Annotated in this window: 18 protein-coding genes; 2 read left to right on the forward strand and 16 right to left on the reverse strand. The window is 45.0% G+C overall.

Annotation, left to right across the window (positions count from 1 at the left end; genetic code table 11):
* The 3 genes from ABHC48_RS01455 to ABHC48_RS01465 all read right to left on the reverse strand — a co-directional run.
* A partial coding sequence (locus tag ABHC48_RS01455; protein WP_195698884.1) for a hypothetical protein occupies positions 1 to 1,831 on the reverse strand: 1,831 nt, incomplete at its 3' end.
* A gap of 254 nt (positions 1,832 to 2,085) precedes the next feature.
* Positions 2,086 to 3,291, reverse strand: a complete 1,206-nt coding sequence (locus ABHC48_RS01460; RefSeq protein WP_195698883.1) for a bacterial transcriptional activator domain-containing protein — start codon at positions 3,289 to 3,291, stop codon at positions 2,086 to 2,088.
* A gap of 263 nt (positions 3,292 to 3,554) precedes the next feature.
* A complete protein-coding gene (locus ABHC48_RS01465; RefSeq protein ID WP_118583972.1) occupies positions 3,555 to 3,791 on the reverse strand; it encodes a purine biosynthesis protein PurH in 237 nt (78 codons plus the stop codon).
* A 181-nt stretch (positions 3,792 to 3,972) separates the two neighbouring features.
* On the opposite strand from ABHC48_RS01465, the gene ABHC48_RS01470 reads away from it, so the two are divergent.
* Positions 3,973 to 5,058, forward strand: a complete 1,086-nt coding sequence (locus ABHC48_RS01470; protein ID WP_187565821.1) for a polysaccharide pyruvyl transferase family protein — start codon at positions 3,973 to 3,975, stop codon at positions 5,056 to 5,058.
* 34 nt (positions 5,059 to 5,092) lie between these two features.
* Positions 5,093 to 6,334, forward strand: a complete 1,242-nt coding sequence (locus ABHC48_RS01475; protein WP_187565822.1) for a hypothetical protein — start codon at positions 5,093 to 5,095, stop codon at positions 6,332 to 6,334.
* A gap of 72 nt (positions 6,335 to 6,406) precedes the next feature.
* Here ABHC48_RS01475 and ABHC48_RS01480 read toward each other — a convergent pair whose 3' ends face one another.
* From ABHC48_RS01480 to ABHC48_RS01540, 13 genes are all read right to left on the reverse strand, one after another.
* Entirely contained in the window at positions 6,407 to 7,771 is a 1,365-nt protein-coding gene (locus tag ABHC48_RS01480; RefSeq protein WP_187565823.1) for a M20/M25/M40 family metallo-hydrolase, read from the reverse strand.
* 176 nt (positions 7,772 to 7,947) lie between these two features.
* The gene (dusB, locus tag ABHC48_RS01485; protein ID WP_330608469.1) at positions 7,948 to 8,952 is read right to left on the reverse strand and encodes a tRNA dihydrouridine synthase DusB; all 1,005 of its coding nucleotides are present in this window, start codon (positions 8,950 to 8,952) and stop codon (positions 7,948 to 7,950) included.
* A 128-nt stretch (positions 8,953 to 9,080) separates the two neighbouring features.
* Positions 9,081 to 9,431 (reverse strand): DUF6145 family protein, encoded by a 351-nt coding sequence (locus ABHC48_RS01490; protein ID WP_118583962.1) that lies wholly within the window; start codon positions 9,429 to 9,431, stop codon positions 9,081 to 9,083.
* Positions 9,432 to 9,557: 126 nt separating this feature from the next.
* Positions 9,558 to 10,394: a biotin--[acetyl-CoA-carboxylase] ligase gene (locus ABHC48_RS01495; RefSeq protein WP_243243659.1), complete on the reverse strand. Its 837-nt coding sequence runs from the start codon at positions 10,392 to 10,394 to the stop codon at positions 9,558 to 9,560.
* 47 nt (positions 10,395 to 10,441) lie between these two features.
* A complete protein-coding gene (argF, locus tag ABHC48_RS01500) occupies positions 10,442 to 11,443 on the reverse strand; it encodes an ornithine carbamoyltransferase (protein WP_187565825.1) in 1,002 nt (333 codons plus the stop codon).
* Between the two features lie 23 nt (positions 11,444 to 11,466).
* Positions 11,467 to 12,408 carry a stomatin-like protein gene (locus tag ABHC48_RS01505; protein ID WP_187565826.1) on the reverse strand — a complete coding sequence of 314 codons (942 nt, stop codon included), beginning with the start codon at positions 12,406 to 12,408 and terminating at the stop codon, positions 11,467 to 11,469.
* A 1-nt stretch (position 12,409) separates the two neighbouring features.
* On the reverse strand, positions 12,410 to 12,844 hold the full coding sequence (locus ABHC48_RS01510) for an NfeD family protein (protein WP_118583960.1): 435 nt from the start codon (positions 12,842 to 12,844) through the stop codon (positions 12,410 to 12,412).
* Between the two features lie 88 nt (positions 12,845 to 12,932).
* On the reverse strand, positions 12,933 to 13,715 hold the full coding sequence (locus ABHC48_RS01515; RefSeq protein WP_118583958.1) for an RNA methyltransferase: 783 nt from the start codon (positions 13,713 to 13,715) through the stop codon (positions 12,933 to 12,935).
* A gap of 15 nt (positions 13,716 to 13,730) precedes the next feature.
* Positions 13,731 to 14,387 carry a TrkA family potassium uptake protein gene (locus ABHC48_RS01520; protein ID WP_118583956.1) on the reverse strand — a complete coding sequence of 219 codons (657 nt, stop codon included), beginning with the start codon at positions 14,385 to 14,387 and terminating at the stop codon, positions 13,731 to 13,733.
* Positions 14,388 to 14,462: 75 nt separating this feature from the next.
* Positions 14,463 to 15,854, reverse strand: a complete 1,392-nt coding sequence (locus tag ABHC48_RS01525; RefSeq protein WP_173718341.1) for a potassium transporter TrkG — start codon at positions 15,852 to 15,854, stop codon at positions 14,463 to 14,465.
* A gap of 197 nt (positions 15,855 to 16,051) precedes the next feature.
* Positions 16,052 to 17,041 carry a 6-phosphofructokinase gene (gene pfkA / locus ABHC48_RS01530; RefSeq protein ID WP_118583954.1) on the reverse strand — a complete coding sequence of 330 codons (990 nt, stop codon included), beginning with the start codon at positions 17,039 to 17,041 and terminating at the stop codon, positions 16,052 to 16,054.
* 206 nt (positions 17,042 to 17,247) lie between these two features.
* Positions 17,248 to 20,748: a DNA polymerase III subunit alpha gene (locus ABHC48_RS01535; RefSeq protein ID WP_195698882.1), complete on the reverse strand. Its 3,501-nt coding sequence runs from the start codon at positions 20,746 to 20,748 to the stop codon at positions 17,248 to 17,250.
* A gap of 793 nt (positions 20,749 to 21,541) precedes the next feature.
* Positions 21,542 to 22,381, reverse strand: a complete 840-nt coding sequence (locus ABHC48_RS01540) for a S1-like domain-containing RNA-binding protein (protein WP_173718338.1) — start codon at positions 22,379 to 22,381, stop codon at positions 21,542 to 21,544.
* Positions 22,382 to 22,480: the final 99 nt, after the last annotated feature.

Raw genomic sequence — 22,480 nt, forward strand, 5'->3', positions numbered from 1 at the left:
TGATCTCCTGGAAGCTTACGGTTCCATCTGCCGCATTGGCTGCTGTATCGGTATAGCCTCCGTCTACCGTTTTTCCATCTTTATCCACTTCCGTAATGGTAAAGCTGAACTCGCCCTCTTTTAATCCACGACCATTCAGTACTTTCTTAACAACTGGAATATATGTTCCATTCTTCTCCTTTGCAGCATTGGAAATTCTTACATAAGCATGATGTTTTCCCTGAATAGGAGCCTTATGAATTTCTCCACCAAACTGATGTAAAACCTTCGCAATATCCAACTGAGAAATATTATTTCCAGAATATAATGTACCAGCAGGTAATAACTGAATACCAGGAGCCTGACCACCGTGCAGCTTAACAGTTCCAGTAAACGAATTTCCAGCTTCATCAATATAATTCCATATAATATGAAGTCCGGCTTTAGACCACCCTTTCTCATTCATAATATTGGTTCCGCCAACATTTAATTGTCCAATAGTGGAACCGAATAAATTAAGCTCTGATGTACCATTCGGAACAACCACATTTATTACTAATGTTTGTGCAGAATCAGATAATATATCACCATTATATGGCAAATCAACCTGATTTCCTGTTAAAACATCTGGTGTAATATAAATAACCTGATTTCCATCACCTGTTTTAGCCTTTCCTAAATCATCAGCCAACGTTTTTAACTTTCCAGAAATCATAGCACTTACTCCACCGGAGGTATACTCACCATTGGTAACCATTGAAGTAAAATCACTGTCAGATAAACTGTACTTTACATTATTTATCTGACCTTCTACAGTGAGCTCACCCACCTTCGCCTTCGTATACAGATTTCCATCTCTTAATTTAACCTTACCATTTGCAGTTCCAACAAAGTTATCATTATTAAAAATTTCAATTGCAGTATTTTCGTTATAAGAAACAGAAAAATCTTTATATTTGTCAGCTACTTTATTATATTTCTTGCTACCATATGCATAATTTCCGTTAGCATTTTCTTCAAGTTCATATACTGCATATTTATAGGAAGAAGCACCCGTTCCGTTTGAATCCTTTGTGTTTATCTGTGTAAAGTCAAAGGAACTTGTTCCATTACTACTAAATGTAAGTGATTTTACCTCAATTAATTTATCGCTATTATCAAACAGTCCAAAATTAAACGTCTCAGCAGATTTTAACCCAGAAACGCTTTTAGTCACATGAACCATTAATGCGTCTGTATACTTACCTACATTTCCACTGTCGCCGATGTCACCACCATCTGAATAAAATAAATCAGTTGCAATATTACCTTCCATATCGCCATCGTTATGGAACTCACCGGCAAATACTGCATAATTTGTCGCAGAACCTAACGAGCCAAATACATTTGAAACCGTCTTGTTTCCTAATTCAGTAACATTTATCTCAGCGCTATTATTAATAATTTCTCCACATGATACTTTTTTTGTATAATCTAATATACTGTTGTTCGGTATAACCTTATAAACACTACCATCGTAGTCTTCTCTATAACCGCCCTGTTTTAACGCCAACAATACAATCTGAGCATTGCTTATATCCGAAGAAGGTTGCAGAGACACTGTTGTGCTACCGCCAATCACCTCTGCCTTAACAACTTTGGATCTTGCCGCATACCAAGAACCATATGATTCTAGTGCTGCCAGATAATATGTACCATCCGGTGCATTGACAGTGACATCAATCACTGTCGCATTTTGCTGACTTACCATTCCCACCGTCGCCGCAAACGTCGTCACAGATGAATCAGCCATAATCATCACGAAAGCGAGAAACAGTGCCAGAAATCTTCTTAAATACCCATTCTTTTTCATAATGTCTCATTCCTTTCTTTGGATATGTAGATTTATTTTAACCGAATCGGGAATTATTTTCGGTTGCATGATAGATAGTATATGATTTTTAAATATATTCTATCACTTTGCCTCTTTCTCCAACTCTTTCATTTTCCGAAAGAGTTGCAAAAACGAGCGATTTTCTATGGCATTTTTAGCATTTTTCAAGTCTTTTCCATAAATCAGGAGCAAATGAGTTCATACTCATCACAAATCACATCGTAGACCATAATTTATACCTCCATTTCACACATCTCTCCAATGGATGCCACATAGAAATCAACCTGAGTGAATTTCTTATCGCCAGAGAGCTTATTGAATTTTTTTGCAATTCGTTTGGAAACGATGGGGCAGTTCTCCTGGCTGATTTCGATCAGCATGACGATGTACTGCCGGACATTGTATCTGGTGTAAAAATCACCTTTTCGTATGGATAACTGGATAGCCTGTCTGAGAAGCTCGGACTTTTCACGTTCCTTCTCCTCCGAAACATGATCCGCCTTATAGTCCAGTGTGCAAAGCATAACAAACACGGATAAACCGGAGCGCTCCACCATACGGCTGAATACATGATAGATGTCAACAAAGCTGGGAAACGGACAGAAATATGCTCCTACTGCAGCCTCCTTTTCCCGAAGTCTTTCCTTGATATCGCTAAGGGCACCTGCTGCCTGTGAAGTCCGTTCTCCCATCAGCTTGAAACGCTTTAACAATCTCTCCGAAGGGGCCACTCCCATTTCATCGAATAAAAGCTTTTCGGTGCTTTGGTAAACTTCAAGGCCTTCCTTATATCGGGACATTCCGATCAGGCTGTCGATTTCCCAGACCTGCCACTCGTCAAAGGGATAAATTTCGGCGGCTCTGTGCGCCACTTTATGCAGATCTTCATACCGTTCATGCCCCTTCAGCCAGCGGCACAGCTCCTCTGTAACACGGAAGTACTCATCTCTGCACCGGACATTCTCCACAGCGACCCATTGCTCCCCGATCATATCCGGGAGAAATTCACCTTTATAAATTTTCCAGGCCTGCATCCAGAGATGGAGCTTGTCCTCTTCCCGTTTCTCCTTTTTTTCTTTCTCTATCAGTTTCCGGAACTCATTTACATCAACCTGAACTTCAATATTTCCGTCCCAACAGCACATTCCGGACTGGATATTTATGTATTTGCTATCTGGAAGTCCAATATCCTTCAGCTGTTTACGAAGTCTGAAAATGGTGTTGTTCAGGCTTCCGTTCTTATTCTCCACCTCAACTCTTCCATAAAGGGCATCTATCATAGCAGCTTTGGAAATTCCGCCGTCTTCGGTATGAAACATAAGCAGCTGAAAAAGCTGTGTAGTCTTCGATGCTTTATTTCGATCCAGTACCAGTTCTTTTCCCTTATATTCCAACGAAAAGGTTCCAAGCATGCGAACCTTTAATACGTTTTTTTCCATATACTTTTCTCCATAACTAAAATAATTCTAGAACGTATTTATTGCAGACGTAATTAGCAATAGCCTTTTATTTCCTTATTAATTATAATACGACTTTTTTACATAATAACACCAGAATAAAAAAAGAACTATTAACATTTGGTTAAAAAAAGGCAGAAGTTTTCGTTACATGTACTGAAAACTTCTGCTCTTACTGCTTCTTTATTCTGTTACTTCGTACTGCCTCAATTCATATTTCAGTTTGGTGCCCTCTTTGATTTCTATTAGCAAAAGGACTCCGGGCACCGGCTTCTCACCGGCATGTCCTCGCTTTTTACGTATCTTGCATTAAATTCCATATTGATCTGGCGAAGTTCTTTCTTCCCATCAATGTATTCCTGATACATCTCAGCCAGCCCTGCCATACAGCCGTCACAGTTCGCCTCAATATTTCCAAGGGATTCTGCAACAATCTTCTCCCGCTCCTCACGGGTAGTTTCTGCGATTAAATATCCCGCCATCTTTACGCCTCCACTTTCTCAGGTAAATTTCATTATCTCTATTATAGCGTACTCCTTAACAATTTCAACTTTAACTTCCATAACCACTTTAGAATTAATTGATAAATCCACCTGCAAAAACTGTTTATTTTCTCGTTTATGTGTTATATTATATCTACCTTATATTAGTCAGGAGGACTTTATGCAGAAAAAAAGAGTAGGTGTGATTACCTTCCATAACTACGACAATTACGGTGCCATCCTGCAGAGCTATGCGCTTCAGAAAAAGCTGCAAGAAATCGGCACTCAGCCGGAAATTATTGATTACCGCTGCGACTATATCAGCAATCCTTTCCGCCTTGTAAACCTGAAAAAGAAAGGACTTTTTAACTATATTTACGGGGCAATCGGCCATATCTGCTACATTCCCCGCCGTTTCAAATGCAACAAATTCCGTAAGCATATGCGCTACAGCCAGCCTGTCATTCAGGGTAAAATGCAGCCGGTAGCTGGCAAATACGATATTTATATTGCTGGAAGCGACCAGATTTGGGATTACAAGCTTACCAATTTTGACACTACCTATTTCCTTGATTTTGTAAAAGAGGGAAAAAAGAAATGCAGCTATGCCGCAAGTATCGGTGAAAATCTTCCGCCGGAAGAATACCAGCAGAAATACAAAGAACTGCTTTCCGATTTTGATGAAATTCTGGTTCGTGAAGACTATGGGGCTGACATTGTAGAGAATCTCACAGAGAAGCGTCCTGAAGTGGTCTGCGATCCTACCCTTCTTCTCACTGCGGAAGAGTGGGATAAGCTTCTGGTTGAGCCAAAATATAAAGAAAAATACATTCTGGTTTACCAGCTGGGAATTAACAAAGAAATCGTAGACTTCGCCCGCCGACTCCACAATAAGACCGGCTACCGTATTGTATACATTCCTTTCCCATTAGTCGGACTTCTGAAATGTGACTGCAAGATCACAGTTGGTCCTGCAGAGTGGATGGGACTTTTCAAAAATGCAGAATATGTAGTTTCTGATTCTTTCCATGGTGTTGTTTTTGCCCTTATTTTTAACCGCAAATTCTTCGCCAAGGTAAACGGTCATCACATGAACCGCCGTGTTCAGCAGCTTCTTAATCTGGTGAAGCTTACCGATAGAACTATGGATGATGTTTCTTACGAGAAGCTTACCGAAGAAATTGATTTTACTTATGCAAATGAGCAGATTGCCCGCTTCCGTGAGCACTCTATGGAACAGCTGCGCCAGATGACATCTGAGGATTAAGCAGCGATTACCAATAAATGGAGATTTTTAGCAAATGAATAAAGAAAAAAATGTAAAAAAAGCCTTTTTATGGAATATGATCGGAAGTACCTGTTACTCAGGCTCCTCCTTTTTGTATCTCCTGGTGGTAACTCGTGTGTGTGGCGCACAGCTGGCAGGGTTTTATTCCTTAAGCTACGCTACTGCACAGCTGCTTCTGCAGGTGGGACGCTATGGTGTCCGCACCTATCAGGCCACGGATCTGGAGCACAAATATATTTTTTCCGAGTATAAGGTTTCCCGCATTATCACCTGTGCACTGATGATGCTGTTTGGAATTATTTACAGTTCCTTCAGCTTCAAAGGCGAATATATTATCATCAGCACTTTTATTATTATGATGAAGATGATTGATGCGGTGGAGGATGTTTTCCACGGAAATCTTCAGCAAAAGTACCATGTTGAGCAGATGGGAAAAATGCTGGCGGCGAGAAATCTGTATTCCGCAGTTTTTTTCACCGCTATGCTTATTATCACCAAGAACCTGTACTGCACCTGTGTTGCTACTTCTACAACCTCCCTTATTCTGTGTCTTATCATTAACTCACAGATGACCAGAAAATACGTTGGTCATGAAGAGGATGGACGCAAGCTTCAGATGTCTCATGTGTGGGAGTTACTTCGAACCTGTACCCCTATGTTTATCGGTACTTTTCTTTCCCTGCTGCTCTACAACATTCCAAAATACGCAATGGCTGGCGTTATGACAGATGAATATCAGACTTACTATAGCATTCTGTTTATGCCTTCTTTTGTGATTTCGCTGATGTGCGAGTTCGTGTTTAAGCCTACCATCACCACCATCGCAGAATTATGGTGGGAAAATAATGTGAAAAAGTTCACACTGTACATACTGCGGATCATTGGCATCATCCTGGTCTGCTGTGTAGCTGTTGTGGCTGGAGGGCATCTCATCGGTCGAACATTGCTGGAGATTATTTACGGCGTGGATCTTTCCCCATATAAGCTGCATTTCGTAGTTCTGCTTATCGGCGGAGGAATCAGCGCGGAAGTCTACATGATCTACAATATCCTTATCGCTATCCGCTGGGGAAAATGCCTGCTTCCAGTTTATTCCATAACCGCAATTATTACCATCACAGCTGCCCGGATTCTGGTGCAGCAGTGGGGAATTATGGGCGCAGCATTGAATTATGTACTGTCCTGCTCCATTTTGTTTGTGCTGTTTACTTTGATTCTGGTTTATGTAATTCTTCGAAAAAAACATCAGAACTAATTCAGTTAATACAACATCCCCCGGAAGGGAAATGTCCGTTTATTGGGACTATTCTTTCCGGGGGATGTTTTTTTATTTTCCTTTCGGATTTATGCGTGGAAGCTGATACTCTCGTATATTTTCATAGCCCGATAACGCCAACAGCAACAGCAAGTCACGCTGTGGTCCTTTCCAGGATTCTGCAGGTTCGTACCATTCGTGGATGGTATGCTCTCCACCGCCTTTTCCTCCCCAGCCCACGGTGATGGCAGGGATTCCAAGACTGATGGGGATGTTGGCGTCTGTGCTGGCGGCACCGATGTACAGGGTTTCCATGCCAATGGCCTGATTTGCAGCATTTGCAGCCTGGACAATCTGGCAGGATTTTTCCTGGGTACCAGCAGGGCGCCTGCCCTTTTGTTCGAAGGTGACTGTAATGCGGTCATCTTCTGCTGAGGTTTCCCTGTCTCCATTATCAGCATTCACTGGCACTGCGCCAGCTGTATCTCCCACACTGCTTTTCGCTGTCATATTATTGTCGTCAAGGATTCCTGTACTCTCAGACCTTAAAGTTCCATATCCCCAGCGGGCGTTTTCCTCATTCACGGCTTCTTCTATTGCCTGGTGGAGTTTTGCGGATAATTTCTCAAGTTCCCCTGCATCCACAGAGCGCAGATCCACCAGCATAGAACACTCTGCCGCGATTACATTTACAGACGTGCCGCCGTTTACTACGCCTACACTGAAAGTAGTTTTCGGATTCTTTGGTGTCTGGAAATCGCTGATTTTCGCAATCGCCCTTCCCATTGCGTGAATCGGGTTGGGAATTCCGAAGCCGGTGAAGCTGTGTCCGCCGGTTCCGTGGAAAGTTACCAGATAGCGCTCGCTGCCTACTGCCTGGTAAATGATTCCAGAGGTTTTTTTATCATCAATGGAAACGAAACCGTCGTAGCGCCCTTCTGTGTCTGCCATATCCTTAAATACATGCTTAATTCCCCTCAGATCACCAAGTCCCTCTTCGCACACATTTGCACAGAACACAATATCTCCCTCGCCGCGAATGCCTGTAGCATTCATTGCTCTTGCAAGACTGAGAAGCTCCGCTACCGCCCTGGTATCGTCTCCGATTCCCGGACAGCTGTAGCGTTCGCCTTCTTTCTTCAAAGTAAGGTCTGTCTCCCTTGGGAAAACAGTGTCTGTATGTCCCGCAACCATAATTCGCGGTCCATTCCCAGTCCCTTTCCAGGTTCCCAGCACATTTCCCACCTCATCAACGTGCACCTCTGAAAGACCGGCATCCACCATCTTCTTTCGGACATATTCCGCTTTCTCCCCTTCTTCATAGGAAGGCGCAGGAATCTGGCACATTTCCAGGTGCTCCTGCAAAGTTCTTTCATCATCTTCGCGCAGAAATTTTAGTGCTTCCTGCACACCGTTATATCTCAGTAATTTATCCATAATCTTTCCCTTTCAACTATAGAAAAAGTCAGCAAGTTCCAGCCTTCCCAGCCCAAACCTCCTGACTCTCATACGTCTGATTATTATCTTTTTATCACCATACAGCGGTTTTCCACTCATCTGGTCAACACTACATTTGAAATGATTTTTTGCAGAATCGGATCCACTGAACATAATTATAATCTCTCCAGCAGCTTCTCCAGATCCGCATAACTCTCAATATTATTGGACTCCCTGCGAAGCCCTGCACTGTGGGGCATCCCTGCTGTATACCATGCTACATGCTTGCGCATCTCCCGGATCCCGATGAATTCACCCTTCATTTCAATCTGAGCCCGTGCATGCTTCAGAATCATCGCTTTCACCTCTGCCAGAGAAGGTCTTGCCAGCTCTTCCCCTGTTGCAAAATAGTGATTCATCTCCCGAAATATCCATGGATTTCCTTCCACAGCACGCCCGATCATCACCGCATCACATCCGGTCTGCCGGAAAAGTTTCTCCGCCTTTTTCGGCGAATCCACATCCCCATTTCCAATCACCGGAATGGAAACTGCTTCTTTAACCCTGGCAATGGTCTCCCAGTCTGCTATCCCGGAATAATACTGCTGCCGTGTCCGTCCATGAACTGCAATAGCTGCTGCCCCGGCATCCTCCACGCGCTTTGCAATCTCCACAATATCCACCGGCTCATTCTCAAAACCGATACGAACTTTCACTGTCAATGGCTTCTGAATGGCAGAAGAAATGCTTTTCACAATCTTCACGATCAGCTCCGGATTTTTCAAAAGAGCTGAACCCTCACCGTTATTTACCACCTTCGGCACCGGGCATCCCATATTGATATCCAGAATGTCAAAAGGCTCCTCCTCGATTTCCTTCGCCACCTCCGTCATCAGCTCTGGCTCACTTCCAAAGAGCTGCATGGAAATAGGATGCTCCACCGGGTCGATTTCCATCAGAGCCCTGGTATTTTTGTTCTTATAGGAAATAGCCTTGGCACTGATCATCTCCATGCAGAGAAGCCCAGCGCCCTGCTCCTTGCAAAGCCTGCGAAAAGCCAGGTCGGTAACGCCCGCCATTGGTGCCAGGACGAACCGGTTAGGGATCTCTACATTTCCAACTTTCCACTTCATCTTCTTTGGAAGCTCATATCTCAACTTAGAATCTAAATTACTACTCATATCACCTTAATTACTTTCATATTTGATGTGTAACTATTCAATCCTTTCAACAATTACTCGCTTCGTGAACTCAAATGTCACATCTGATGAGCTGCTATTTTCCCTGTTTATCAGTTTATCCACACAGCTTACTCTTCTGTCTTCTCTTTATCCACATCTTCCCCAAGGAAGAACACACGATAATACATTTCCAGAGATTCCAGAAGCTCCTCTTTCTCCACACGCAGCTTTTTAATCTTCAGTGCACCGCCAATATCATCATAAAATCCATCAGCTTCCGTAGCCTCTGTTTTAAACTGCAGGTTTCCGTGATCATCAAATTCCAGTGTGAAAATTCCGCCAATCTCTTCTGTGAAAAGAACACACATGATCTGCAGTTCCTTCTTCACATGATCAGGCAGAGAATCAAAGTCTTTATTAAAGTAATATTTCTGTTCATAGGCGCTTGCGCCGCAAAGCACTACATTCTCCTGATACAATTAAGTCCCACCTTTCTGTTTTCATCTGTGTCAACAACATTTTCGCAAGTGATATGCCCCATTCACTGTAGGATTATCGCAATCAGTGGGGAATATCATTTGCGAAAATGTGCCTAAACAATAGCCTTACACATAGCTATACAGCCCGCGAACCGAAACCTCACCGGCGCTGACAGCTACAATCGTTCCATCAGTTTTCTCTACCAACAGCTCTCCGCCATCTGTAATCCCTCTGGCCACGCCCTCGTACGGCTCTTTCGCCAGCACACGCACCGGCTGATTGTAATTAGCAAGAATACTTTCATATTCCTCTTTCAGCCCACTGAGGTCACAGGTCGCTGCAAATTTTTCATAGTATTCCTCAAAAGCTTCCATCACAAGCCCGGGAATCTGGCTTCTGTCAAATTCCTTGCCGCTCTCCAGATAAAGGGATGTAGCCTTGTCTGCCATCTCCTCCGGAAACTCTTTGATATTTACATTAATTCCCACTCCGATGACTGCATAGTCAATTTTTCCATCGCGAACCCCCATTTCGGTAAGGATTCCGCATATTTTTTTGTGGGAAACCACCACATCATTGGGCCATTTGATACTTACATCAAATCCAAGACTCTTCACTGCTTTCGCCACAGCCATACCCATTACAAGGGTAAGGGTTGGTGCATACTGAGGTTCAAATTTCGGTCTGAGAAGAATGCTCATCATAACCGACGTACCCTCTGGTACCTCCCAGGATCTGCCAAGTCTTCCTCTTCCTGCCGACTGAAATTCTGCCAGTGCAAGAGTTCCCTCTGATGCGCCTTCCTTCGCCAGACGCTTGATCCACAAATTGGTAGAATCTGTTTCTCTTGCAAAATGGACGGTTTTGCCCGCCCATTTTGTATGTATCTGATCTGCAATTGTGGTTTCGTTATAGATACCGTCTGTAACAATTTCTTCATATGATTCTTTTTCGGAAATCATTTCAGATACCCTTTCTTTCATTAATTCATTGTTATCTGGAAGCCGAATTATTTATTCTCAGGCTCTCCCAGTGTAGCAACCATAACCGCTTTAATGGTATGCATACGGTTCTCAGCCTCATCAAATACCTTAGAAGCCGGAGACTCGAATACTTCGTCTGTTACCTCCATGTCAGTCAGATTGAAGCGCTCACCCATTTCCTTTCCAATCTTTGTCTTAAGATCATGGAATGCTGGCAGACAGTGAAGGAAAATTGCTTTCTCCCCTGCATTCTTCATAACTGCAGATGTTACCTTGTATGGTGTCAGATCATGGATTCTCTCTTCCCATACTGCATCCGGCTCACCCATGGATACCCATACATCTGTGTAAATAACGTCTGCGTCCTTCGTTCCAGTCTCTACATCCTCTGTAAGAGTAATGGTTGCGCCGGACTCTGCTGCGTACTCTTTGCACTGAGCAACCAGCTCCTCATTCGGGAAATATTTCTTACTTGTGCAGGCTACGAAATGCATACCAAGCTTGGAGCAGGCTACCATCAGGGAGTTACCCATATTGTAACGGGCATCGCCCATGTAAACCAGCTTGATTCCTTTCAGATATCCGAAATGCTCACGAATGGTAAGCATATCTGCTAACATCTGTGTTGGATGATATTCGTTTGTCAGACCGTTCCAAACCGGAACTCCTGCATATTTTGCAAGATCTTCTACAATTTCCTGACCAAATCCACGGTACTCAATACCATCATACATTCTTCCAAGAACTCTCGCAGTATCTGCAATGCTCTCTTTCTTGCCGATCTGGGAGCCAGTTGGATCCAGATAGGTGCTTCCCATTCCAAGATCATGGGCTGCCACCTCGAAGGAACAACGTGTTCTGGTGCTGGTTTTCTCAAAGATCAGGGCAATATTTTTGCCTTTGTAATACTCGGTAAGCTCACCGGCTTTTTTCTTTGCCTTTAACTCAGCGGATAAATCAAGAAGATACAGAATTTCCTCTGGTGTAAAGTCTTTCAGGGTCAAAAAATTTCTGCCTTTTAAGTTCATAATAATCCTCCTCTATCTTCCTCTTACTTTTCTTTATCCTTCTCATCCACAACAACTTCCTTCAAAGAAGCTGCCAGTCCTGCCAGGTTCTGGATCTCTGACGGGATAATAATCTTGGTAGATTTGCCGTCTGCCACTTTCGCAAGAGCTTCGAAGCTCTTCAGGGTAAGAACTGCATTGTCAGCACCTGCCTCCTTGATCATACGAAGACCTTCTGCATTCGCCTTCTGAACCTTCAGAACTGCCTCTGCCTGACCTTCTGCCTCTTTGATCATGCGCTCTTTCTGCGCTTCCGCGCGAAGGATAGCAGCCTGCTTCTCAGCTTCGGCATCAAGAATTGCAGATTCCTTTTTACCCTCTGCAACAAGGATGGTGGACTTCTTCTCACCTTCTGCGATCAGAATTGCCTCACGTCTCTCACGCTCTGCTTTCATCTGTTTCTCCATGGCTTCCTGAATAGCGGCCGGAGGAATGATATTTTTAAGCTCTACACGGTTTACCTTGATTCCCCATGGATCAGTTGCCACGTCAAGGGAAGCACGCATCTTGGTATTGATCACCTCACGTGAGGTCAGGGTTTCATCCAGTTCCATATCACCGATAATGTTACGCAATGTAGTCGCGGAAAGATTCTCGATAGCCATGATCGGATTCTCAACGCCGTATGCGTACAGCTTCGGGTCTGTGATCTGGAAAAATACAACAGTATCAATCTGCATGGTTACGTTATCTTTTGTGATAACCGGCTGTGGTGGGAAATCTACAACCTGCTCTTTCAGATTGACTTTTCTTGCCACACGCTCTACAAATGGAAGTTTGAAGTGTACGCCGGTTCCCCATGTTGCCTGGTAAGCGCCTAAACGCTCAAGTACGATCGCATATGCCTGGGGTACGATGCGGATGCAGGATGCCAGGATCCACAGCACCAGAATAATGACGATCAGCAAAAATAAGATACTTCCCATATTACGCCTCCTTTGACTCCACGATCAATTTAACGCCGTGGACTGCTTTTATGATTACTACAGTGTCAACCGGAATTGTTACGCTGTCATCGGATGTCCGGGCCATCCATTCAATGTCATTGATGCGGACCTGACCTGTCTGGGCCAGATTATTGATCTTCTGGATCACGACAGCCTTTTTTCCAAGAAGACCTTCCACATTTGTTTTCTCTGTGTCTTTTCTCATAAGCTTCAGAGCTGCCGGTCTTGTAAAAAACAGCAGCACCAGTGAAACACAGAAAAACAGAAGAAGCTGCGGCACGATTCCCATTCCAATGCCGGCTGCAATAGCGGCAGCAAGTGCGCCTCCTGCAAACCAGATCGTAGTAAGTGCCGTGGTAAGCCCTTCAATAACCAGAAGCACAGCCAGGACTCCCAGCCAGATAATTGGTTCCATAAGACTCCCCCTTTCAGATAAGCGATTGTCAAAATCTGCCATACGTCATCAGATATACTTCAGCAGACAGATTCCAGATCAGCTAACCCTACCGTCTCTGCCTTGCAGCCTCATACATCAAAATTCCTGCAGCCATAGCTGCATTCAAGGACTCCACCTTGCCGCACATGGGGATCCGGATGAGACAATCAGCAGCTTCTGCTGCCTCTTCCGTCAACCCGTTTCCTTCATTTCCAATAAGAAATGCTGTGCCGCCCTGATAATCCTCCTGATCATAGGAATTTTTTCCTTTCAGGTGGGCTGCAAAGGTACGGATACCTTTTTGCTCCAGTTCCGCTTTTAATGATACCACATCCTCCACATATAGGAAAGGCATTCTGTAAACAGATCCCATTGTTGAGCGGATGACCTTTGGATTGGTAATGTCTACGCAGGTTTTCGTAAGAAAAACACCGGAAACACCAGCACCCTCACCTGTTCGGAAAATAGTCCCTGCATTTCCCGGATCCTGAAGATCCTCAAGAACCATTACCAAAGGAGCATCTCCTTTTAAAATATCTTCCACAGTCCACACCGGTTTCTTCAGAACTGTAAGAATTCCCTGTGGAGTCCTGGTATCACACATCTGGCGGAAAACATTATCTGCCACGATTTCTCTTTTTTCTTCCGGAAGCTCCATGACCTGCTTCATCAGGGACTCATCTGCAGTCAGGGATTCTGTCACATAAACCCTGGAAATCCAGTCCTTTGGAGCTTCCCCGAACATTTTCCGTCCCTCAGCCACAAACAACCCCTGTTCCCTGCGGGCCTTGGCCTTCTGGTTTAACTGTATGATATTTTTTACCTGTGTATTATTTGCACTGGTTATCATAAATTATCCTCCCTGTTACAGCGGCTTTCGGAATTTATTCAAATCCTCGTTCTTTCCTACTGCAACCAGAATACAACCCGCTTCCAGCTTCTCCGCAGGATTCAGGTTTACATTTACAGAATCTCCATGCTTCACTGCAACCAGATTTATATGATGCTGCTCACGGAGCCTGATCTCTGAAAGACTTTTCCCCACCCATTCACCCGGGATCCGGAATTCTGCCATACTGAACTCCGTAGAAAGCTCAAACACATCCTCAAATCCACTGGCTGTAAAATTACGGGCAACGCGGATTCCCATAGAACGCTCCGGATATATTACCTGATCAGCACCAATTTTCTCCAGGATCCGGCCATGAAGGGAATTCATTGCCTTCGCCAGAACAAGCGGGACGCCCAGGTCCTTCACCTGCATGGTAGCTGTAATACTGGCTTCCATATTTTCTGCAACCGCAATAATCGCAACGTCTACGTTCTGCACGCCCAGGGATTTCAGAATTCCAGGCTCGCGCACATCTGCACGAACTGCATAAGTGACAGTATCTGCAATTTCCTGAATATTCTCATCTTTATCATCAATTGCCAAAACATCATAATCTGCATTCGCAAGCTCTTTCGCCAGGGTCATTCCAAACTGCCCCAATCCAATGACTGCAAAGGATTTTCCGCTCATTCTAATCTCCTTTAAAATCTGCTATGAAAGCAACGGACTTTCATGCGGGATAATGTCGTCCACAGACGCCATTTTCTATCCTATCATAATATTCTCTTCTGCCAGATGTACATCTTTAGTTCGCTTCTGCGCACGGGATACAACTGCCGCGCCCAGTGTCAGCGGACCGATTCTTCCAAGATACATGGTAAAAATAACGATCCATTTGGCCGGTGTATTCAGGACCGCGGTCAGTCCTCTGGAAAGACCTACGGTTCCAATTGCAGAAGTAAGCTCATACAGCACATCCACAAAAGGTGCATCCGGCATAATTGCAAAAATCCCCAGCACGGAAATAAGCAGCACACTAACCGCCATTCCCACAACTACCTGCGCAGAACGGATATAACTGCTGCGAATCTTTCTCCCATAAACCTCTACATCCTTTTTTCCCCGAAGGTTGGCAATAATACTCATCACAAGCACTGCAAGTGTAGTCGTCTTCACTCCGCCGGCAGTCCCCATAGGAGAACCTCCAACCAGCATAAGAAACAGACAGATCATTACACTTCCGCTGGTCAGCGCCCCCTGAGCAACTGTAAAAAACCCTGCAGTTCTTGTGGTCACAGACTGAAATGCCGCTGCCATCAGCTTCTGTCCAAAGGACAGACTTCCCAGTGTGTCCGGGTTCTTATACTCAAACAGTAAAATACAGATTGTCCCACCAAGGAGCAAAATCCCGGTTGTAGTCAAAACCAGCTTGCTCTGCAGACGAAGGGTCCGGAATAATCTGCCAGGAGAAAGCTTCTTCTGAAAAACCAGCTTTATTCTTTCTCCAAGATCCCACCATACGTTAAAGCCAAGTCCAGAAGCAATAATTAATCCCATAGTTGTCACATTCACCAGAGGATTGGTTACATAGTCTGCCAGACTGTTCTCTCCCAAAAGATCGATTCCTGCATTGCAAAAGGCTGAAACCGCTGTAAAAACAGCCTGTCCCAGACCTTTCACCAGTCCAAACTCTGGTACAAAGCAGAATGCATAGCCGACGGCTCCGATTCCTTCTGCTGCAAACACACAGAGAACCACTTTTCTCACCACTGTTACCAGACCGGACATCTGCTCCAGATTATAGGATTCCTGGATCATTCTGCGGTTCTTCAGACTGATCTTCTTATTCAGGGAAATAAAAATAACGCTTGCAAGTGCGATCAGTCCAATTCCGCCAATCTGTATGAGCAAAAGGATCACCAGTTTGCCAATCAGACTCCAGTGAGTGGCTGTGGTCACAGTCACAAGACCGGTTACACATACGCAGGTGGTGGCTGTAAACATAGCATCGGAGAACGAAGTGGTCTGGCCTGCTGCCGTACAGAAAGGCAGCCACAGAATTAATCCTCCTACAAAAATTACCCCCGCAAAGCTGAGGGTAATGATCTGTGCCGTATTCAGTTTATGCAATTTATATTGCAGGTTTTGAATGAACATAAGCTTCCTTTATGCCACTGCCCTCAGCATCTTTTGCAAAATATTCTGCTGCAGAATGTCAGGAACAATGACTCTTTTATAATTACGGTTCACCTGCCGTCGGCACATAGCTCAAAGGATTTCTGCAAAATGTGTATCACATACTGTAAAACCCAGTCGGAAATATGCCCTGAGACAAGTGAACCGTATTATCACTGTTATTTCCTATAGTTATGAGAAAGGGACTCACAAACCTCCCACATATATGGAGTGACGCTCTTCTCCATTGCAAGAGCTTCATTGATATCGAAATCAACGAAATCACCATGGCGGTATCCAACAACACGGCTCTTCTTGCCTTCCAGAAGAAGGTCTACTGCCATAGCACCCATCATGGATGCATATACACGGTCTTTACATGTTGGGCTTCCACCACGCTGCATGTGACCAAGGATAGTAGCACGTGTCTCGATTCCTGTAGCGGCCTCGATACGAGTTGCCATAGCCTGTGAATGACCGATACCCTCTGCATTGATGATGATGTGGTGTTTTTTACCCATCTTACGGCTCTCAATAATGTTATTGATCAGCTTCTGCTCATCATAGTCATACTTCTCAGGGATCAGAACATCCTCTGCTCCGTTGGCAATACCGCACCACAGTGCAAGCCAGCCGGCTCCACGTCCCATAACCTCGATGATACTGCATCTCTCATGGGAAGTAGATGTATCACGAACCTTATCAATTGCTTCCATAGCAGTATTTACAGCGGTATCAAAACCAATGGTGTACTCTGTACATGCAATGTCAAGGTCGATGGTTCCTGGAATTCCGATTGTGTTGATTCCAAGGTTGGCAAGCTTCTGGGCTCCGGCAAAGGAACCGTCACCACCGATTACAACAAGTCCGTCAATACCGTGCTTGCGGCAGATCTCTGCACCACGCTGCTGTCCTTCCGCTGTACGGAACTCAGCACATCTTGCAGTGTAAAGAATTGTACCACCACGCTCGATGGTGTCGGATACATCTCTTGCTGTCATGTCGATGATCTCTTCGTTTAAAAGGCCGTTATAGCCCTTCTGGATACCTTTTACTTTAAGTCCGCTGGAAAGTCCACGTCTTACAACTGCACGGATTGCAGCGTTCATTCCAGGAGCGTCACCGCCGCTGGTAAGGACACCAATGGTCTTAACTTTGTTTTCTGCCATAATAATCTCCTCCATCTTATGAATCGTCGGGAGCTGTGTCTCCATTTTCAGTGGAAACGCCCTCGTTTTTCTATACACATATTCAGCATTAGTTTATAGCATTTTCAAAGGTTTTTCAAGACTCTTTCCTTAAGTAATTGCCGAAATTACACTCTGTTTTCCGTGATTTTACCATAATTTTCCATATGCTTGTCTGATTCTTCACTTTAAAGCGTCTTCAGAGCTCTTTCTACAACCCGGACATTGCCTTCACCATATTTTTTACTCATCTGTGCAAGCCATTCATCCTGCAGATTTACATGGTATGCAGCAGACAGTTTTTTCATTGCTTTTACATCTTTCAGATAAATAACGACAGTGTCTGTACCCTGAGAATTCCGTAGATCCTCCAGAAGCCCTTTTTCTTTCTGGCTGTAATCGTCCTTACTTTCAAACTGGATCCAGAGTTCTCTCGGAATATCGGAGAAAGGCCGTACCTTTTCCAGGATCAGCTTGCTGGCCTTGTCATCCTCGGCAGATACGCGTCCCTGGATGAATACCCTGGCGTCCTCATTGATCATATTCTGCCATTTCTCGTAATCTCTTGGAAAAACCATGACTTCTACAGTTCCAACCAGATCCTCCACGGTAAGAAACGCCATCACTTTGTTTGTCTTGGTATACTTCACGTTTTTCTCTGTGATCATGCCTCCGATGATGACTTTCTGATTGTCCCGTACTTTTGACTCATCCGGTTCACCACCTTCACGGTCATCTTCATCTGATGGCTGGAAATCGATAGTTCTTGCGGAAATCATTTTTTCCATCATATTACGGTAGCGATCCAGAGGATGACCGCTCAGGTATATGCCAAGGACTTCTTTTTCATAGGACAGAACCGTCTCTTTGTCATATTCTTCCAGATTCGGCATACGAATCTCAAATTCTTTTTTTTCATCTTCGCTGGCAATGTCGAATAAGCTGAGCTGCCCTGCCATAGACTGCTTCTTGTTTCGGGAAATGTCATCTACGATCTGACCAAAAACGACCATCTTCTGATGACGGTTTCCTTCCAGACAATCCAGGGCGCCTGCCTTAATAAAGTTCTCAATGGCACGTTTGTTCACAGCTTCAATATTCCGCTCAATAAAGTTCTTCACGGAAAGGTACACGCCATGTTCTTTTCTCTCTGCAACAATAGCCTCGATGACCGGACGCCCTACGCTCTTGATTGCGGAAAGCGCATAGAGGATCGAGCCTCCTGATACGGAAAAGCCATACTCGCCTTTGTTGATGTCCGGCGGCAGGATTGGAATGTTCATCTGACGGCAGACCTGAATATACTCGGCAACCTTGGTAGGCTTGTCGATTACGGAGGTCATCAGCGCAGCCATATATTCTACCGGATAATAGTATTTCAGAAAGGCAGTCTGATACGTAACATAGGCATATGCCGCCGCATGGGATTTGTTAAATGCATACTGTGCAAAATCGATCATTTCGTCATAAATCTTATTTGCGATTTTCTCGTCAATTCCATTCTTAATACATCCAGGAACACCTTCTGCTTCATTTCCATAGACAAAAGCCTGGCGTTCTTTTTCCATAACGTTAAGTTTCTTCTTGGACATGGCTCGGCGAAGAAGATCGCTTCGTCCCAAGGTAAATCCGGCAAGGCTTTGTACGATCTGCATAACCTGCTCCTGGTACACGATACAACCGTGAGTCGCTTTCAGGATTGGCTCCAACTGAGGACAATCATAGTGGATGGTGTCTGGACGGTTCTTGCCGCGGATATACTGGGGAATAAAGTCCATAGGGCCTGGGCGGTACAGGGAAATTCCGGCGATTACATCCTCAAGGCTATGTGGCTTCAGTTCTTTCATGAATCCTTTCATTCCGCCGCTCTCCAGCTGGAACACACCGTCAGTACGACCTGTTCCAAGAGAATCCAGCACTTTCTGGTCATTATAATCTATCTTTTGCATATCAAGGGATATGCCGTAATTTTTCTTTACATTTTTTACTGCGTTGTTGATTACAGTCAGGGTTCGAAGGCCAAGGAAATCCATTTTCAAAAGTCCCAGCTCCTCAAGAGTTGTCATGACAAACTGGGTGACGATGGTTCCGTCCTGCGCGCGTGAAAGGGGCACATACTCGGAGACGTCTTTCTGGCTGATTACAACTCCGGCAGCGTGCATGGAGGTATGTCTTGGAAGACCTTCCAGACGTTTAGCCATGTCAATCAAATGATGCACATCCGGCTGCTCGTCGTATGCTTTTTTCAGTTCCGGGTTTACTTCCATGGCTTTGTCAATTGTGACAAGCTTCACGTTCGGTATTTTGGCAGGAACCATTTTCGCAATGGAGTCTACCTGGGCATATGGCATATCGAGGACACGGCCTACATCACGGATAACACCGCGGGCTGCCAAAGTACCGAATGTAACAATCTGAACCACACAGTCTTTGCCGTATTTCCGTACAACATAGTCGATTACTTCCTGTCTTCGCTCAAATCCAAAATCCACGTCAATATCAGGCATGGATACTCGCTCCGGGTTCAGGAAACGTTCAAACAGAAGGTCGTATTTAATTGGATCGAGTAAGGTGATTCCAAGGGTATATGCAACAATACTTCCGGCTGCGGAGCCTCGTCCGGGGCCTACCTCAATGCCATTACTGCGGGCATAATGGATGAAATCCCACACAATGAGGAAGTAGTCAACATAGCCCATGTTTTTGATAGTGTTCAGCTCGTATTCCAGTCGCTCCCGTAGCTCTGGGGTAACCGGATCGTACAGGCGCTCCAGACCTTCGAAGCAGAGCTTATTCAGGTATTCCCAGGAGGTGTAGCCCTCGGGAACGTCGAATCTTGGCAGCTTGGTAACTCCGAATTCAATTTCTACGTGGCAGCGCTCTGCTATTTTATGTGTGTTCTCCAAGGCTTCCAGTGCATATGGGAAAAGTGCCGCCATTTCCTGCTCGGATTTCACGTAGTACTGACCGCCTTCGTAGCGCATACGGTCTGTATCGGACAGCTTCTTCCCTGTCTGGAGACACAGAAGAATGTCGTGAGGATCAGCATCTTCTTTGTAGGTGTAATGAATATCGTTAGTGGCTACCAGGTCAATTCCAGTCTCCTGGTGCATGCGCAGAAGCTGCTGGTTTACATTCTGCTGTTCCGGAATTCCATGATCCTGAAGCTCTAGGAAAAAATTGCCTTCGCCGAAAATTTCCTGATAGCGGAGGGCCGCCTTCTTAGCGTCCGGGTACATTCCTCTGTTAAGGAACCGGGCTACTTCACCGGCCAGGCAGGCGCTCAGCGCGATGAGACCTTCGTGATATTCCCGGAGAAGCTCCAGGTCTACTCGTGGTTTATAGTAAAAGCCTTCTTTAAAGCTTTTGGATACAATTTTCATAAGGTTCTGGTAGCCCTGGTTGTTCTCGGCAAGAAGTACCAGATGGTAGTAACGGTCGTCGCCACTGCCGATCTCGCGGTCGAAGCGGGAACCAGGGGCTACATAGACTTCGCAGCCAAGGATCGGATTGATTCCGGCTGCTTTCGCTGCCCGGTAAAAATCGATGACGCCGTACATGACCCCATGGTCTGTGATGGCCGCGCTGTCCATCCCAAGCTCCTTTACACGGGCAACGTATTCTTTTATTTTATTGGAACCGTCCAGCAGGGAGTATTCGGTGTGGACGTGGAGGTGGGTAAAAGCCATTGTGTGTCTCCTTCTTCGCAAATTTGCTATTTAGTGTGTTGGGAGGGTGAAAAGTTTTTCAGGAGGGACGCATTTGGGCAATGTGTATTACTCACTCGCCGGCGCAACGCTCCAGCGAACTAATCGCTAACTGCGGCTAATGCGTTCGGGAGAGCCCTCACGCATAAGTCTCCGTAAGCGCTGGATTTCGCCTCCGCTAAGAACGCGCCTAAAATGGCTCGCTGGAGTAATACACATTGCCCAAATGCTATGTACTGGCTGGGACTGATGTTATATAAGAACTTTTTACGAAGGGGGAGGGGGAGTGATTGGTTTCCCGATACTTTCTTGGCAATGATAGATTGGCAAAAAACAATAAAGTTGCGGGATACCAACTACTTCACCCCACCCGCGTTGTTGTCGTTACTGTTTCTTTCTTCCCTTTCCAGTAACCAGCGATTTTGCAATGTATATTCGCAAGCCGCGCATTTTAGGAGCGGTTTTAGTGGAGGCGAGATCCATGACTTACGGAGACTTAGGCGCGAAGGCTTTCCTGAGCGTCTTAGTCGTAGTTAGTCATTAGCTTGCCGAAACGTTGCGACGCGCGGCGGTGAATATACATTGTGAAATCGCGTCCGGAATAACGACCAACACATTAAATAGCAAGTATGATTAATAAATAGTTTAACACAAGTTCAAGCCCCGGTAAACACCCGTTCGTGTTTTAGAGAAAAAACCTGCATACCATATTTTGGGTATTCCAATATGGTATGCAGGTTTTATTATTTTCCAATAAAGGGTGTATCAGATTCCATTATTTCTTGTAGATGCGTTTGTCCTTAATCTCAATCTTCCCTTCTTTCAGAAGGTGTCCCACAGCACGTTTAAAGGCATTCTTGCTGAGTCCGAATTCGCGTTTGATCACTTCTGGTGAGGCTTTGTCATCGAAGGGGAGGACGCCGGCGAATTCTTCGATTATGCTAAGGACGCTCTCGGCATCTTCGTTAATCTGGATGTAGGCTTTCTGACGGTCTGTGACGTTCATCTTGCCATCCTCTTTCACCTCGGAAACGCGAAGGTCGAGGACTTCGCCCGGGCGGTATTTGCCGCTGGCTTCTCTGGCTGGGATCAGGGCGGAATATTTGTCATCAACAGCTACAAAAACACCGAAACGATCGCTGATCTCGTAGACACGCCCTTTTACGGAATCACCTGTTACATATGGGGTTCTGGTAGAAAGGTAATGGTATACCTTCATGGTGGCGCAGAGACGGCTGCTCTTATCTACATAAAGGGCTACCAGGCACTCCTGTCCTTCCCGCACACGGCTGGTCTGCTCATGGTATGGAAGGAGCAGGTCTTTCTCTAAGCCCCAATCCAGGAATGCACCGATCTTGGTTACCTGAAGGACTTTCAGAACAGCAGTCTGTCCAACCTGAAGAAGTGGTTCTCTGGTGGTTGCAATAAGACGGTCCCTGGAATCCTTGTAAATAAATACATCCAGTGCATCGCCCTCTCTGGTTCCTTCCGGAACCTGTTTGGCTGGAAGAAGTACTCTGTCTTCCTGGCCTGCATTTTTATCTTCTGCAAGGTAAACACCGAAATCTACGGTCTTTGCCACAATAAGCTTCTGTTTTTTTCCTATTTCAATCATGGATTCTCCTTAATTCAATTACGGTTAAATATAAAATTTCTCAGTAGCTTCCCAATCTATTGTCCAGTATAGCACACATTTACCGCCACTGTGAACATT

It is taken from the genome of Ruminococcus sp. 1001136sp1, assembly GCF_039841815.1.
GTDB classification, from domain to species: domain Bacteria; phylum Bacillota; class Clostridia; order Lachnospirales; family Lachnospiraceae; genus Blautia_A; species Blautia_A faecis.